Source organism: Serratia sp. CY82433 (assembly GCF_052166535.1).
GTDB classification, from domain to species: Bacteria; Pseudomonadota; Gammaproteobacteria; order Enterobacterales; family Enterobacteriaceae; genus Serratia; species Serratia sarumanii.
Genome location: NZ_JBJNOR010000006.1, coordinates 218559 through 232521, shown reverse-complemented (window position 1 = coordinate 232521; position 13963 = coordinate 218559). Strand labels below are relative to the sequence as shown.

At 55.5% G+C, this 13963-nt stretch carries 18 protein-coding genes; 1 reads left to right on the top strand and 17 read right to left on the bottom strand.

Annotated elements, in window-relative coordinates; genetic code table 11:
- Positions 1 to 17: 17 nt before the first annotated feature.
- From rplW to fkpA, 15 genes are all read right to left on the bottom strand, one after another.
- Positions 18 to 320: a 50S ribosomal protein L23 gene (gene rplW / locus ACJ8PI_RS21960; protein ID WP_004951179.1), complete on the bottom strand. Its 303-nt coding sequence runs from the start codon at positions 318 to 320 to the stop codon at positions 18 to 20.
- On the bottom strand, positions 317 to 922 hold the full coding sequence (gene rplD, locus ACJ8PI_RS21955; protein ID WP_004929779.1) for a 50S ribosomal protein L4: 606 nt from the start codon (positions 920 to 922) through the stop codon (positions 317 to 319). Before rplD ends, rplW begins: the two co-directional genes overlap by 4 nt.
- Positions 923 to 932: 10 nt before the next feature.
- Positions 933 to 1562, bottom strand: a complete 630-nt coding sequence (gene rplC, locus ACJ8PI_RS21950; RefSeq protein ID WP_015379265.1) for a 50S ribosomal protein L3 — start codon at positions 1560 to 1562, stop codon at positions 933 to 935.
- Between the two features lie 32 nt (positions 1563 to 1594).
- The gene (rpsJ, locus tag ACJ8PI_RS21945; RefSeq protein WP_001181005.1) at positions 1595 to 1906 is read right to left on the bottom strand and encodes a 30S ribosomal protein S10; all 312 of its coding nucleotides are present in this window, start codon (positions 1904 to 1906) and stop codon (positions 1595 to 1597) included.
- Between the two features lie 379 nt (positions 1907 to 2285).
- A complete protein-coding gene (gene bfr, locus ACJ8PI_RS21940) occupies positions 2286 to 2765 on the bottom strand; it encodes a bacterioferritin (protein ID WP_033636255.1) in 480 nt (159 codons plus the stop codon).
- Between the two features lie 73 nt (positions 2766 to 2838).
- Positions 2839 to 3033, bottom strand: coding sequence for a bacterioferritin-associated ferredoxin (gene bfd / locus ACJ8PI_RS21935; protein WP_015379266.1), 195 nt, complete (start codon positions 3031 to 3033; stop codon positions 2839 to 2841).
- A 132-nt stretch (positions 3034 to 3165) separates the two neighbouring features.
- Entirely contained in the window at positions 3166 to 4350 is a 1185-nt protein-coding gene (gene tuf, locus ACJ8PI_RS21930) for an elongation factor Tu (RefSeq protein ID WP_015376315.1), read from the bottom strand.
- A 70-nt stretch (positions 4351 to 4420) separates the two neighbouring features.
- Positions 4421 to 6535: an elongation factor G gene (fusA, locus tag ACJ8PI_RS21925; RefSeq protein WP_033636256.1), complete on the bottom strand. Its 2115-nt coding sequence runs from the start codon at positions 6533 to 6535 to the stop codon at positions 4421 to 4423.
- Between the two features lie 93 nt (positions 6536 to 6628).
- Entirely contained in the window at positions 6629 to 7099 is a 471-nt protein-coding gene (gene rpsG / locus ACJ8PI_RS21920) for a 30S ribosomal protein S7 (protein ID WP_004956203.1), read from the bottom strand.
- 96 nt (positions 7100 to 7195) lie between these two features.
- A complete protein-coding gene (gene rpsL / locus ACJ8PI_RS21915) occupies positions 7196 to 7570 on the bottom strand; it encodes a 30S ribosomal protein S12 (protein ID WP_004930426.1) in 375 nt (124 codons plus the stop codon).
- Between the two features lie 143 nt (positions 7571 to 7713).
- On the bottom strand, positions 7714 to 8001 hold the full coding sequence (gene tusB / locus ACJ8PI_RS21910) for a sulfurtransferase complex subunit TusB (protein ID WP_033636257.1): 288 nt from the start codon (positions 7999 to 8001) through the stop codon (positions 7714 to 7716).
- Between the two features lie 9 nt (positions 8002 to 8010).
- Positions 8011 to 8370: a sulfurtransferase complex subunit TusC gene (tusC, locus tag ACJ8PI_RS21905; RefSeq protein WP_164134768.1), complete on the bottom strand. Its 360-nt coding sequence runs from the start codon at positions 8368 to 8370 to the stop codon at positions 8011 to 8013.
- Positions 8371 to 8377: 7 nt separating this feature from the next.
- Entirely contained in the window at positions 8378 to 8767 is a 390-nt protein-coding gene (tusD, locus tag ACJ8PI_RS21900; protein WP_049206072.1) for a sulfurtransferase complex subunit TusD, read from the bottom strand.
- Positions 8767 to 9489 (bottom strand): helix-turn-helix transcriptional regulator, encoded by a 723-nt coding sequence (locus ACJ8PI_RS21895; RefSeq protein WP_004930418.1) that lies wholly within the window; start codon positions 9487 to 9489, stop codon positions 8767 to 8769. Before ACJ8PI_RS21895 ends, tusD begins: the two co-directional genes overlap by 1 nt.
- Before the next feature lie 373 nt (positions 9490 to 9862).
- Positions 9863 to 10702, bottom strand: a complete 840-nt coding sequence (fkpA, locus tag ACJ8PI_RS21890) for an FKBP-type peptidyl-prolyl cis-trans isomerase (protein ID WP_060446132.1) — start codon at positions 10700 to 10702, stop codon at positions 9863 to 9865.
- A 356-nt stretch (positions 10703 to 11058) separates the two neighbouring features.
- On the opposite strand from fkpA, the gene ACJ8PI_RS21885 reads away from it, so the two are divergent.
- Positions 11059 to 11286 (top strand): SlyX family protein, encoded by a 228-nt coding sequence (locus tag ACJ8PI_RS21885; protein ID WP_004930414.1) that lies wholly within the window; start codon positions 11059 to 11061, stop codon positions 11284 to 11286.
- Between the two features lie 15 nt (positions 11287 to 11301).
- Here the strand turns inward: ACJ8PI_RS21885 and ACJ8PI_RS21880 are convergent, their stop codons facing one another.
- Together ACJ8PI_RS21880 and nhaC are read right to left on the bottom strand one after the other, a co-directional pair.
- Positions 11302 to 12474 (bottom strand): MalY/PatB family protein, encoded by a 1173-nt coding sequence (locus ACJ8PI_RS21880; protein ID WP_164134752.1) that lies wholly within the window; start codon positions 12472 to 12474, stop codon positions 11302 to 11304.
- Between the two features lies 1 nt (position 12475).
- Positions 12476 to 13915, bottom strand: coding sequence for a Na+/H+ antiporter NhaC (nhaC, locus tag ACJ8PI_RS21875; protein WP_164134753.1), 1440 nt, complete (start codon positions 13913 to 13915; stop codon positions 12476 to 12478).
- Between the last annotated feature and the right edge of the window lie 48 nt (positions 13916 to 13963).

Genomic DNA, 13963 nt, shown 5'->3' with positions numbered 1-13963 from the left:
GTTCTTACTCCTCCGACTTACTCTGCGCCGCCGATGAAGTCCAGATTCTGGCCTTCTTTCAGGGTGACGTAAGCTTTTTTCCAGTCGCTACGACGACCAACACGCTGACCGTGACGCTTCACTTTCCCTTTAACTACCAGGGTGTTCACGTCTTCGACTTCGACTTCAAACAGTTTCTGCACTGCAGCTTTGATTTCTGCTTTGGTCGCGTCTTTGGCAACTTTGAGAACGATGGTGTTGCTTTTTTCCATCGCAGCGGATGCTTTTTCAGATACGTGCGGTGCACGCAGCACTTTCAGCAAACGTTCTTCACGGATCATGCCAGCATCTCCTCAACTTGCTTCACAGCATCAGCAGTCATAACCACTTTGTCGAAGGCGATCAGGCTAACCGGATCGATACCTGCTACATCGCGCACGTCAACCTTGTACAGGTTGCGAGCTGCCAGGAACAGATTCTCATCCAGTTCACCGGTCACGATCAGCACGTCTTCCAGAGCCATATCTTTCAGTTTCTGTGCCAGCAGCTTAGTTTTAGGCGCTTCTACAGAGAACTTCTCGACAACGATCAGACGATCTTGACGTACCAGTTCGGACAGGATGCTTTTCAGCGCGCCGCGGTACATCTTTTTGTTTACTTTCTGACTGTGGTCCTGTGGCTTAGCAGCAAAGGTCACGCCGCCTGAACGCCAGATCGGGCTCTTTACAGAACCTGAACGCGCACGGCCGGTGCCTTTCTGACGCCATGGCTTTTTGCCGGAACCAGTTACTTCAGCACGGGTCTTCTGAGCACGGGTACCTTGACGGGCACCTGCTGCATAAGCAACAACAACCTGGTGTACCAGCGCTTCGTTGAAATCACGACCGAAGGTAGTTTCGGAAACAGTCAGCGCGCTTTGCGCGTCTTTCAATACTAATTCCATTGCTATCCCCTTACGCCTTCACAGCTGGTTTAACGATCAGGTTGCCACCGGTTGCGCCCGGTACAGCACCCTTAACCAGCAGCAGGTTGCGCTCAGCGTCAACACGTACTACGTCCAGGCTCTGAACGGTTACGCGCTCATCACCCAGGTGGCCAGCCATTTTCTTGCCTTTGAACACTTTGCCCGGAGTCTGGTTCTGACCGATAGAACCCGGAACGCGGTGAGACAAGGAGTTACCGTGGGTAGCGTCTTGGGTACGGAAGTTCCAGCGCTTAACAGTGCCAGCAAAACCTTTACCTTTAGAAGTACCGGTAACATCGACTTTTTTAACGTCAGCGAAGATTTCTACGCTAATTTCCTGACCTGCAGCGAATTCTTGACCTTCTTCCAGGCGGAATTCCCACAGACCACGGCCAGCTTCAACGCCAGCTTTAGCGAAATGGCCCGCTTCCGGCTTGGTTACACGGTTAGCTTTTTTGCTACCGGTGGTAACCTGAACGGCACGGTAACCGTCGGTGTCCAGGCTTTTAACCTGAGTCACGCGGTTCGCTTCAATTTCAATTACGGTTACTGGGATAGAAACGCCATCTTCAGTGAAGATACGGGTCATACCCACTTTTTTACCGACTAAACCAATCATTGTTTCAACCTCTCAATCGCTCAATGACCTGATTAACCCAGGCTGATCTGCACGTCTACACCGGCAGCCAGATCCAGACGCATCAGAGCATCAACGGTTTTCTCGGTTGGCTCAACGATGTCAACCAGACGCTTGTGAGTGCGAATCTCGTACTGATCGCGCGCGTCTTTGTTGACGTGCGGAGAAATCAGAACGGTAAAGCGCTCTTTGCGAGTTGGCAGCGGGATCGGACCACGGACTTGCGCACCAGTGCGCTTTGCAGTCTCGACGATTTCCGCGGTTGATTGATCGATCAGACGATGATCAAACGCTTTCAGGCGGATACGGATTCTTTGGTTCTGCATGAGACCAGAGCTCCAATTATTTATAAACGTAAATAATTACTCCTCACACCCATTTCGATTGATGGGGGAGTGTAATCGTCAACATATAACCCCCATATCGGGAGTATTGTTCGAGAGGCAAAAAAGGCCTGCCAATCGACTGATTCGCTAAAATCAGGCTTACCAAGATTAGGTAAGCCCGCGCATTATACGCAAAATGGCCGAGGAAGCAAGCCACAGTTGGAAATATGCTCAGGAAATCGTCATTTTTGCGCGTTCAGATGCAGTCGCGAGATGAAGGCGGCAAACAGGGTATGAATTATGCTTGGCAGGGACGCTCCCCTGCCCCACCGTAAAAACGGTTGCCGGCAGGAGAAACGATGACGAACAGAAGGCAGGTTTACTCTTTGCGCTCTAGAACCTGGGCCTGGGCATAGTTTTGAATACCGAGGCGAGCGATCAGATCCAGCTCGGTTTCCAGCCAGTCGATATGCTCTTCTTCATCGGCCAGGATGTCGATCATCAAATCGCGGCTGACGTAATCGTGGATCGAGTCGGCATAGGCGATACCTTCGCGCAGGTTTTTGGCACCCGCCAGCTCCAGCGCCAAATCGGAACGCAGCATCTCTTCAATGTCTTCGCCGATGTTCAGCTTGCCGAGATCTTGCAGGTTCGGGATCCCTTCCAGGAACAGGATACGCTCGATGTAGCGATCGGCATGTTTCATTTCGTCGATCGACTCGTGGTACTCCTTGTCGTTGAGGCGCATTAACCCCCAATTCTTGAACATGCGGGCGTGCAGGAAATATTGATTGATGGCAACCAGCTCGTTACCGAGCAGCTTGTTGAGGTGAGCAATGATCTTTTTATCGCCTTTCATAGGTAATTCCTCCTGGCCAGTTCTAAAAGTGTAGAACCTGTAAGCCAAGAGTCAAAAATAACCTTACCCTTTGTTAGGCAACTTCATGCATTGGGATGATAGTTCCGCGTTCCTCCACCATAATCTGTCTTGCCTGACGAATGCACTTTCCACAATCGGTACCAATCGGCACAAGTTCACGCAGCTGCTTCATGGTATGGGGATTGTGCTGACGCACCGCATTACGGATCGCTTTGTCAGTCACCGCATTACACAGACATACATACATAGAGAGACTCACTTCTTAACCAATGCACTGAGTCTAAATGGGAATGGTTTTTATTTCAATTAAGATTTAAACAAATTGCATAAAAAAAGGGCACCGAAGTGCCCTTTTTTGTGTCGAAAAAATTATTCGCGATTAAGCGATAACTTTAGCAACAACGCCCGCGCCAACGGTACGGCCGCCTTCACGGATTGCGAAACGCAGACCGTCGTCCATCGCGATTGGGTGAATCAGGGTTACAACCATGTTCACGTTGTCGCCTGGCATTACCATCTCTACGCCTTCTGGCAGTTCGATGGTACCGGTCACGTCAGTTGTACGGAAGTAGAACTGTGGACGGTAGCCTTTGAAGAATGGAGTGTGACGACCACCTTCATCTTTGCTCAGGATGTACACTTCAGATTCGAACTGGGTGTGTGGCTTGATAGAGCCTGGCTTCGCCAGTACCTGACCACGTTCGATTTCTTCACGCTTGATACCACGCAGCAGAACACCTACGTTCTCACCAGCACGGCCTTCGTCCAGCAGTTTGCGGAACATTTCAACGCCAGTACAGGTAGACTTAACGGTGTCTTTGATACCAACGATTTCAACTTCTTCGCCAACTTTGATGATACCGCGCTCAACACGACCGGTAACAACGGTACCACGACCGGAGATGGAGAATACGTCTTCGATTGGCAGCAGGAACGGCTTGTCGATAGCACGCTCTGGCTCTGGGATGTAGCTGTCCAGCGCTTCGGCCAGTTCGATGATTTTCGCTTCCCACTCAGCTTCGCCTTCCAGCGCTTTCAGCGCGGAACCGCGGATTACTGGCAGGTCGTCGCCTGGGAAGTCGTAAGCGGACAGCAGTTCGCGAACTTCCATTTCTACCAGTTCCAGCAGCTCTTCATCATCAACCATGTCGCATTTGTTCATGAATACGATGATGAAAGGAACGCCAACCTGACGACCCAGCAGGATGTGCTCACGGGTCTGAGGCATTGGGCCGTCAGTCGCAGCAACTACCAGGATCGCGCCGTCCATCTGAGCAGCACCGGTGATCATGTTTTTCACGTAGTCGGCGTGCCCTGGGCAGTCAACGTGCGCGTAGTGACGAGTCGGGGTGTCATACTCAACGTGAGAGGTGTTGATGGTGATACCACGAGCTTTTTCTTCTGGCGCGTTATCGATCTGGTCGAAAGCACGTGCAGAACCGCCGTAGGTTTTAGCCAGAACGGTGGTGATCGCTGCAGTCAGGGTAGTTTTACCGTGGTCAACGTGGCCGATAGTACCAACGTTAACGTGCGGTTTTGTACGTTCAAATTTTTCTTTAGACACGGCTATATTCCTTACTATAGCGCTCTCCCCTTCTGGAGAGAGCACGGGACTTTGGTTTTAACCCTGCGGCTTATTTGCCACGGGCTTCGATTACGGCCTGAGCGACGTTGTTCGGTGCATCATCATACTTCAGGAATTCCATGGTGTATGATGCGCGACCTTTAGTCAGAGAACGCAGCTGAGTTGCGTAGCCGAACATTTCGGACAACGGTACTTCAGCGTGGATCTTAACGCCAGTCACTTCAGATTCCTGACCGCGCAGCATGCCGCGACGACGGCTCAAGTCACCGATAACGTCACCGGTGTTCTCTTCTGGAGTCTCAACTTCAACCTTCATGATAGGCTCAAGCAGAACTGGTTTCGCTTTCTTAAAGCCTTCTTTAAAGGCGATAGACGCGGCCAGTTTAAACGCCAGTTCAGAGGAGTCAACGTCGTGGTAAGAACCGAAGTGCAGACGAATACCCATGTCTACTACCGGGTAACCAGCCAACGGACCAGACTTCAGCTGCTCCTGGATGCCTTTATCAACGGCAGGGATGTATTCGCCAGGAATTACACCACCTTTGATGTCGTTGATGAACTCGTAACCTTTCGGGTTAGAGCCCGGCTCCAGTGGGTACATGTCGATCACAACGTGACCGTACTGACCGCGACCACCAGACTGCTTGGCGTGCTTACCTTCAACATCGGTAATCTTCGCGCGAATCGCTTCGCGGTAAGCTACCTGAGGTTTGCCCACGTTAGCTTCAACGTTGAATTCACGCTTCATGCGGTCAACGATGATGTCGAGGTGCAGTTCACCCATACCGGCGATGATGGTCTGGTTAGACTCTTCGTCAGTCCATACGCGGAATGACGGGTCTTCTTTAGCCAGACGGCCCAGAGCCAGACCCATTTTTTCCTGGTCAGCTTTGGTTTTCGGTTCAACGGCGATAGAGATTACCGGCTCAGGGAATTCCATACGCTCCAGGATGATTGGAGAGTCTGGATCACACAGGGTGTCCCCAGTGGTCACGTCTTTCAGACCGATCGCAGCGGCGATGTCGCCTGCGCGAACTTCTTTGATCTCTTCACGCTTGTTAGCGTGCATCTGAACGATACGGCCGAAACGCTCGCGCGCAGACTTAACGGAGTTCAGCACGGTGTCGCCGGAGTTAACAACGCCGGAGTACACGCGGAAGAAGGTCAAGTTACCTACGAACGGGTCGGTAGCGATTTTGAACGCCAGAGCAGAGAACGGCTCGTCATCACTTGCGTGACGCTCAGCCGGAGTGTCTTTACCGTCGTCCAGGATACCGTTGATCGCAGGAACGTCAGTTGGTGCCGGCAGGTATTCGATTACCGCATCCAGCATCGCCTGCACGCCCTTGTTCTTGAACGCAGAACCGCAGGTAACCAGGATGATTTCGTTGTTCAGTACGCGCTGACGCAGAGCAGTTTTGATTTCTTCCTCGGTCAGCTCTTCGCCGCCCAGGTATTTTTCCATCAGCTCTTCGGAAGCTTCCGCAGCGGACTCGATCAGGTTCTGGCGCCATTCTTCAGCCAGATCCATCATGTCAGCCGGGACGTCTTCGTATTCGAAGGTTACGCCTGCGTCTTCTTCGTTCCAGTTGATCGCCTTCATTTTCACCAGGTCGATAACGCCGGTGAATTTGTCTTCTGCGCCGATAGCCAGCTGCAGAGGAACAGGGTTGGCGCCCAGACGAGATTTGATCTGGCCTACAACTTTCAGGAAGTTAGCGCCCATACGGTCCATTTTGTTAACGAACGCGATACGTGGCACTTTGTATTTGTTAGCCTGACGCCATACGGTTTCAGACTGTGGCTGAACACCACCAACAGCACAGTAAACCATTACCGCGCCATCCAGCACACGCATGGAACGTTCTACTTCGATGGTGAAGTCAACGTGCCCTGGGGTGTCGATGATGTTTACGCGATGCGGTTCGAACTGCTTGGCCATACCAGACCAGAAAGCAGTAGTCGCTGCAGAAGTGATGGTAATACCACGCTCCTGCTCCTGTTCCATCCAGTCCATGGTGGCAGCGCCGTCATGAACTTCACCGATTTTGTGGTTTACACCGGTGTAGAACAGAATACGTTCGGTAGTGGTGGTTTTACCGGCGTCGATGTGAGCACTGATACCGATGTTGCGGTAGCGTGCAATGGGTGTTGTACGAGCCATTTGATTCCTCTATTCCTAGGGCGTTCAAGTTCAGTTAACCCAAGCGGGCCGATTTGACGCGCCCGCTTGGTTAGCATGACTACAGCCGGATGATTACCAGCGGTAGTGGGCGAACGCCTTGTTGGCTTCGGCCATACGGTGAACGTCTTCACGCTTCTTAACAGCAGAACCTTTGTTCTCTGCTGCGTCAGACAGCTCGTTCGCCAGGCGCAGAGCCATGGATTTATCACCGCGTTTACGTGCAGCATCAACGATCCAACGCATTGCCAGAGCATTACGACGAACCGGGCGGACTTCAACTGGTACCTGATAAGTAGAACCGCCAACGCGACGCGACTTAACTTCTACAGTCGGGCGAACGTTGTCGAGAGCGACTTCGAAAGCTTCCAGATGATCTTTACCAGAACGCTGAGCCAGGGTCTCCAGCGCGGTATAGACGATTGCTTCTGCAGTAGATTTTTTACCGTCTACCATCAGGATATTTACAAATTTGGCCAGCAGCTCAGATCCGAACTTAGGATCTGGCAGGATTTTACGTTGGCCGATTACGCGACGACGTGGCATGGAAATACTCCGTTGTTAATTCAGGATTGTCCAAAACTCTACGAGTTTATTTTGACATTAAAGTTAAAACGTTTGGCCTTACTTAACGGAGAACCATTAAGCCTTTGGCTTCTTCACGCCGTACTTGGAACGAGCTTGCTTACGGTCTTTAACACCGGAGCAGTCAAGCGCACCGCGGACGGTGTGGTAACGCACACCTGGCAGGTCTTTTACACGACCGCCACGGATCAGGATTACGGAGTGTTCCTGCAGGTTGTGGCCTTCGCCACCGATGTAGGAAGTCACTTCGAAACCGTTGGTCAAACGCACACGGCAAACTTTACGCAGTGCGGAGTTTGGTTTTTTCGGGGTAGTGGTGTATACGCGGGTGCATACGCCACGTTTCTGCGGGCAGGCTTCCAGCGCTGGAACGTTGCTTTTAGCAGCCTTCACAGAGCGTGGTTTGCGAACCAGCTGGTTAATTGTTGCCATTAAAAAAGCTCCTGGTTTTTGCTTCGTACTAGCTTCGTAAACATGTGATAAATCCCCTCGTATGCACTATTGGCAAAGTACGAGGACGCAGAATTTTAGGGCTGACCAGTATGGGTGTCAAGAAATATACAACATCACTCTCATTACCAGGCCATTTGGCTGCGGTGTTGTTCGGTTAATTCAACGAAGTGATTATAGCCGACGACAGTGATTTTGTGCGAAAAATGACCAACCAATCCCCGGGCTTCCAGGTCGTCCTGCAGCGCATAAAGGGATATGGGGGCGGCGAGCAGCGATTCAAGATGGGCGCTGCCGGCAAGGCCTGCAAGCACGCCGTCCTGCAGCAGCAGCAGCGCGTCACCCTCCGCCGTCAGGCGCAGCAGCGCAGGCAAGTCACATTGGTTTGGCGAGTGGCTCAGGGTATACAGCATCAGAGGATCCTAAAACGTAATCACGGCGTCGTAGCCGGCCAGTTCGCGGCGCAGTTCGTCCGGCGCCAGCACCTCGGCATCCAGCACCCAATCGGTCACCTGGCTCAGCCCACGCTCCTGCAGCGAAGCCTGGCACAGATAGCACCGCTCCACGTCATACAGCGGCAGCACGCCGAAGGTGGCGATGTAATTGCGCGCCAAAATCTTTTCCGGTTGCTGGCCCGGCAACAGCTGCAATACGCCGTCGCCGACAAAAAACACCCCCAAATCTTCACTGAGCGCCGACGTGGCGAGCAGCGCATCCAGCCCTTCCCTGCCGCCGGCGCCGCCGTGCGGCCCGTGGGTGAAAACAAAAGCGACTCGTTTCATCATATCCTCAGAACTGCACCAGACGGTCGCAACTCAGCGACGCTTCGGCCAGGGAACCCAGCCCGCTCAGGGTAAAGCCAGGCTGCAGGTTGGCGCTTGCCAGCCCCTGTTGCGCCGCCTCCTTCTCGTCGGTGACCCCACGGCGCAACGCGGCGGCTACGCAGACGTTGAGCGCTACGCCGTGTTGCTGCGCCAGTTGCGTCCAACCGCGCACCAGGTCGAACTCGTCGCTGGCGGGCGCGGTCAGCTGGTTGGCGTTCAGCACGCCCTCACGGTAGAAAAAGACGCTGGAAAGCCGGTGCCCTTTCGCCAACAAAGCCTGAGCGAACTGATAGGCGCTGCTGGCCTGCTGCGTGCCGTAAGCCGGGCCGGTGACCAATAGGCAATAATCGAGCATCAACGGTCGCTTCCCAACAGATCGCCGCTCTTGAACTGGCGGATGTACAGATACACGGTGTGTTTGGAGATGTTCAGGCGATCCGCCACCTGGTTGATCGCATCCTTGATGTCGAAGATGCCTTTCTCATAGAGGTTGAGCACCACCTGGCGGTTCTTGGCGTTATTGGACACCGAGCGGTCGGCGTTCACCTCTTCGATGGTGAACTCCAGCGTCTGCGCCACCAGATCGTCGACGGAAGACGCAAAATTCACCGACGACGGCACGTCCTGCGTGGCCGGCGGCATAAAGGTCTGCATGATCTGCGAAAACGGTACGTCGAGGTTCATGTTGATGCACAGCAAGCCGATCACCCGCTGCTCGCGATTGCGAATGGCGATGGTCACCGACTTCATCAACACGCCGCTCTTGGCGCGGGTAAAGTAGGCTTTCGACACGCTGCTGTCGTCGCCGGCCATGTCGTGCAGCATGCGCAGCGCCAGATCGGTGATCGGCGAGCCGATTTTACGCCCGGTATGTTCACCGTTGGCGATGCGTACCGCTGAGCTGTTCAGGTCTTCCAGCGCGTGCAGTACGATCTCGCAGTGGCCGCCGATCAACATCGCCAGCCCGTCGACCACCGCTTCATAGGATTTCAGGATTTCATGATCCGTTTGAGTAAACGGACGTTCATTCAGCAAATCAAGTTCGCTGGCTTCGCTGGATAAAAGCGAATTCGACATCGAAGATACCACCCTCATAGATCGCCTGTGCCAGGGGGCGCAGCTAAAACCGCTCGAACCGGATCGCTGCCGTCGTCGGCACGCCGCAGCGCGGCCGGCTGAGAGCGCCATCAAACGGCACGATGACATCCGCGGGCGAGGCGGCCGGGAACAATTTTAGGTACACGCCCTAAGGGGCAGACGCATGACTGATAAGTCAGAATTATTAGTCTAGCAAAGCGGCCGGAGCAAAGTCCTTGCGTTTGCGCGTGGTATTGACGTTAAGCCCGATGCCCGGCAGGCGTCAAGCGTTCAATGGAGAGAGAGGCGGCGGCTGCCGAAATGAAAACCGCCGCGGAGGGCATCCGCGGCGGTGGCAAACAAAGCGGCGATGTTATTTCGCTTTGGCGTCGGCTTTCGCGTCCGCCGGTTTTTCGGCTTTAGCGTCGGCTTTCGGCGCCGCTTTCACGTCCAGCAGCTCAACGTCGAAGACCAGCGTGGAGTTAGCCGGGATGCCCGGAACGCCGGTTTTGCCGTAGGCCAGCGCCGGTGGGATCACCAGCTTGATTTTGCCGCCTTTCTTGATGTGCTTCAGGCCTTCGGTCCAGCCTGGGATCACGCCGTCCAGACGGAACGACAGCGGCTCGCCGCGGGTGTAGGAGTTATCGAACTCGGTACCGTCGGTCAGGGTGCCTTTGTAGTTCACCACCACGGTGTCGCTGTCTTTCGGCGCTTCACCCGCGCCCGGCTTCTCTACCTGGTACAGCAGGCCGGATTCGGTTTTCTTCACGCCTTTTTCTTTAGCGAAGCTATCGCGGTACTTGGCGCCTTTGGTTTCGTTATCCTTGGCGTCCTGCTCCATCTTCGCCTGAGCGGAAGCCTTCACGCGCGCTTCGAAGCCCTGCAGGGTCTTCTCGATGTCGGCGTCGTTCAGTTTGCTCTTGTTGGCGAACGCGTCCTGAACGCCGGCAATCAGCTGATCTTTGTCCAGCTTGATGCCCAGCTTCTCTTGCTCTTTCAGAGAGTTGTCCATGTAACGGCCGAGAGAGGCGCCCAGTGCGTAAGCCGCTTGCTCGTCGTCGTTTTTGAACTTGCCGGTGCTCGGTGCTACTGCCGCGTCCGCTGGTTTAGCGGCTTCTGCCGGTTTGGCGGCATCGGCTGCCATGACCTGGGTCGCATTCAGAGCAAAAGCCATGGTGGTTGCCAGAAGCGTGACTTTAAACAAAGATTTCATCCATTTCTCCAGTGTCTGAAGCAATGCCCCAAACAATCATTAGGTAAGATAACCGGGCTACTATAGCTGCCTGAAACAAAACAAAACAGTCGCACAGGTAACCAATCGAGTCAAAGTGTGACTCCCGCTTTGCCAAGAAGTTTCCCCCTGCGTGCTACTCCCATGATAAATCAGATTTTTCTTGCGGAATATTCGGCCAGGCTCGCAAAAAACGGCAGATCGAGCGTGCAACTTTTCAGCACTTTACACTGCCGATCGCAACGTTGCGCGCCGTCTGGAGAAATAGCGCGAGCAAACCCGGCGCCAGCTGTTACCATAGCGCCGAATCAGGATTTTATCGCGTCAGAGGTAGCCTCATGCACAACGCCGACATTCAACGCCTGCTACAGCGGCTTGAAGAACTGGAGAGCCGTCAGGCCTTCCAAGAGCTCACCATCGAAGAGCTCAACCAGACCGTCATCCAGCATCAAATGGAAATGCTGAAGATGCGCGAACATCTGCGCATGTTGACCGACAAGCTGCGCTCGACCCAAACCTCAATGATCGCCTCGCAATCGGAAGAAACCCCTCCGCCGCACTATTGAGGGCTCACCATGCGGTTATTTCAGGCGTGCCAACCCTTCGACGGCACGCTCGAGATACCGGCGCGGGCACCCCAGGTTGATGCGGATAAAACCGCGCCCCTGCGGGCCGAAACCGCTGCCCATCGACGGCGCCAGCTTCGCCACCGCCACCAGCGCCTGCTGCAAGTCTGTATCGCTCAAACCCAGCGAGCGGCAATCCAGCCAGGCGAGATAGGTCCCTTCAGCCTGGGTCATCGCGAACCAGGGCGCGGCGGCCGCCAGCGCCTGCTCAAACCAACGCCGATTCTCCGCCAGGTAGTCGAGCAGCTCATCAAGCCAGGCAGCGCCCCGTTGATAGGCCGCGGTCGCCGCCGTCATCGACAGCGCGTTGAATACATCCAGCCCGTGGGCGTTCAGCCGATCGACAAACGCCTGCCGAAGCCGGGCGTTGGGGATCAGGAAATTCGAAATGCGCAGCGAGGAGAGGCCGAACGTTTTGCTGGCGGACGTCGCCGCAATCACCCGATCGCGATATTCCTCGCCCAGATGCAACACCGACGTAAACGTCTCGCCGGGCAGCAGCAGATCGGCCCAAATTTCATCGGAGATCACCGTGACGTCGTGGGCGTGGCAGAGCGCCATGAGCCGCTCCAGTTCATCACGGCGCCAGCAACGGCCGGTCGGGTTGTGCGGATTGCACAGCAACAACAGCGGCGGTTTACGCAGCGCCAGACAGGCGGCCAGCTGGTCGAAATCGATCCGGTATCCCTGCGGGGTTTCCCGCAGCGGGTTTTCAATCACCTCTCTGCCGTTCATGGTGACTATCTTGGCGAACGAGCCATAATACGGCCCCTGCACCACCACCCCGTCCCCCGGCTTGCTGAGCAGTTGGATCAGCATCGCCAGCCCCGGCACCACCCCTTCAATCGACGTGAACCACTCGCGCCGCAGCGGCAAGCCGTGCCGCTTGGCAAACCAGTCGATCGCCGCCTCATAGTAAGCGTCGTCGCGTTCGCTGTAGCCAAAGACGCCGTGGTCCACCCGCTGATGCAGCGCCTGCTGCACCTCTGGCGGGCACGGAAAATCGAAATCGGACACCCACATCGGCAACAGTTCGCTGCCGTCCAGTTGCAGATAGCGGTCGATGAAGTCCCACTTCACGGAGCCGGTGTTGTGGCGATCGATGATGGCGTTGAAATGACTCGTCATGTCAGGCTTCCTTACGCTGCAAGTCGTTCTGAGGTTGGAGTTTGGCGATACCGAAGCCGGTGAACCCATAAATCAGGGCGAACACCACCGCGGCATAACATTGGATCGCCCACGGCAGCAGATCGAGGGTGCTGACCCCCAGCGTGGTGGCCATGTAAATGCCGGCGGCCGTCCACGGGATCAGCGGTTCGATGACGGTGCCCGCATCTTCGACGGTGCGCGACAGATTTTTGTTGTCCAGCCCCATGCGTCGATAGGCCCCTTTGAACAGCTCCGCCGGGATCAGCAGCGCCAGCTTGCCGTCGCTGGTCGCGCCGGTCACCAGGATAGTGGTGGCAACGGTGGCGGCGATCAGCTGGCCGGTGGTGTGCACCACTTTCAGCAGCCGGCTGATGATCACCGTCAGCGCGCCGGTCAGCGTCAGAGCGCCGGCGAAGGAAAAGGCGCAGAACACCAGCAGGATCGTACTCATCATCGAGAACATGCCGCCGCGGTTCAGCAGGCGCGGCACATCGGCGACGATCCCTTCGACGTTATGGCCCTGAGCGGCGAACATCGACAGATTGAAACCGTCCATCAACGCATTCAGCCCCTGCTGCAGGCTAAAGCCCTGCAGCGCGACGCCGATGGCGATCGCCAGCGCGCAGGCGGCCAGCATGACGGGGATCACCGGCCGTTTGGTCACCGCGCCCCACAGCACCAGCACCGGCGGCAGGATCAGCAGCAGATTGAAGTGGTACAGCCCCTCGAGCGCGCCGACGATTTCGGTCACTTTTTCCGGCGTTGCCACGCTGCCCACCGCACCGGTGTGGCCGGCGATCAGGTACACCACGGCGGCCAGGATGAAGCTCGGCAGCGTCGTGTACATCAGATGCTGGATATGGCTGTAGAGATCGGTATCCGCGACGATGGCCGCGAAGTTGGTCGAATCGGACAACGGCGAAATTTTGTCGCCGAAGTAAGCGCCGGACACCACCGCCCCGGCCGCGGCGGCCAGCGGCACGTCCAGACCGGCGGCCACGCCCATCAGCGCCACGCCCACGGTGCCGGCCGCTCCCCAGGAAGTGCCGGTGCACACCGAGATCACGCTGGTGATGAAGAATGCGGCGATCAGAATGTATTGCGGGCTGATCAGCTTCAGCCCCCAGTACACCATGTAAGGGATTGTGCCGCTGATCATCCAGGTGCCGATCAGGCCGCCCACGCAGATCAGGATCAGGATAACCGGCATCGCCTTCGCCAGTTTGGCCACGATGGCCTCGATGATGTCTTCCCAGCGGTAGCCTTGCCACCAGGCCAACGCGGCGGCGATGGCGGCGGAAACCAGCAGCAGCGGTTCAATGCGCAGGCCAAACTGGCCATAGCCGATGATGAGCAGCAACAGCATGGCCACAATCGGCAGCGTCGCCAACCCAAGGTTGAGCGTTTTCTTATTATCCATATACGGCTCCTGTTGAAGATGGGGTACTGCAACAGCGTAATGGCTTCG

Coding starts and splice junctions, on each gene's coding strand:
- tusC (WP_164134768.1), bottom strand. CDS start 8,370: ATGAAACGAGTCGCTTTTGTTTTCACCCACGGGCCGCACGGCGGCGCC.
- rpsG (WP_004956203.1), bottom strand. CDS start 7,099: ATGCCACGTCGTCGCGTAATCGGCCAACGTAAAATCCTGCCAGATCCT.
- ACJ8PI_RS21895 (WP_004930418.1), bottom strand. CDS start 9,489: ATGTCGAATTCGCTTTTATCCAGCGAAGCCAGCGAACTTGATTTGCTG.
- bfd (WP_015379266.1), bottom strand. CDS start 3,033: ATGTATGTATGTCTGTGTAATGCGGTGACTGACAAAGCGATCCGTAAT.
- tusB (WP_033636257.1), bottom strand. CDS start 8,001: ATGCTGTATACCCTGAGCCACTCGCCAAACCAATGTGACTTGCCTGCG.
- fkpA (WP_060446132.1), bottom strand. CDS start 10,702: ATGAAATCTTTGTTTAAAGTCACGCTTCTGGCAACCACCATGGCTTTT.
- rplC (WP_015379265.1), bottom strand. CDS start 1,562: ATGATTGGTTTAGTCGGTAAAAAAGTGGGTATGACCCGTATCTTCACT.
- bfr (WP_033636255.1), bottom strand. CDS start 2,765: ATGAAAGGCGATAAAAAGATCATTGCTCACCTCAACAAGCTGCTCGGT.
- nhaC (WP_164134753.1), bottom strand. CDS start 13,915: ATGGATAATAAGAAAACGCTCAACCTTGGGTTGGCGACGCTGCCGATT.
- rpsL (WP_004930426.1), bottom strand. CDS start 7,570: ATGGCAACAATTAACCAGCTGGTTCGCAAACCACGCTCTGTGAAGGCT.
- ACJ8PI_RS21880 (WP_164134752.1), bottom strand. CDS start 12,474: ATGACGAGTCATTTCAACGCCATCATCGATCGCCACAACACCGGCTCC.
- rplW (WP_004951179.1), bottom strand. CDS start 320: ATGATCCGTGAAGAACGTTTGCTGAAAGTGCTGCGTGCACCGCACGTA.
- fusA (WP_033636256.1), bottom strand. CDS start 6,535: ATGGCTCGTACAACACCCATTGCACGCTACCGCAACATCGGTATCAGT.
- tusD (WP_049206072.1), bottom strand. CDS start 8,767: ATGCTCGATTATTGCCTATTGGTCACCGGCCCGGCTTACGGCACGCAG.
- rpsJ (WP_001181005.1), bottom strand. CDS start 1,906: ATGCAGAACCAAAGAATCCGTATCCGCCTGAAAGCGTTTGATCATCGT.
- rplD (WP_004929779.1), bottom strand. CDS start 922: ATGGAATTAGTATTGAAAGACGCGCAAAGCGCGCTGACTGTTTCCGAA.
- ACJ8PI_RS21885 (WP_004930414.1), top strand. CDS start 11,059: ATGCACAACGCCGACATTCAACGCCTGCTACAGCGGCTTGAAGAACTG.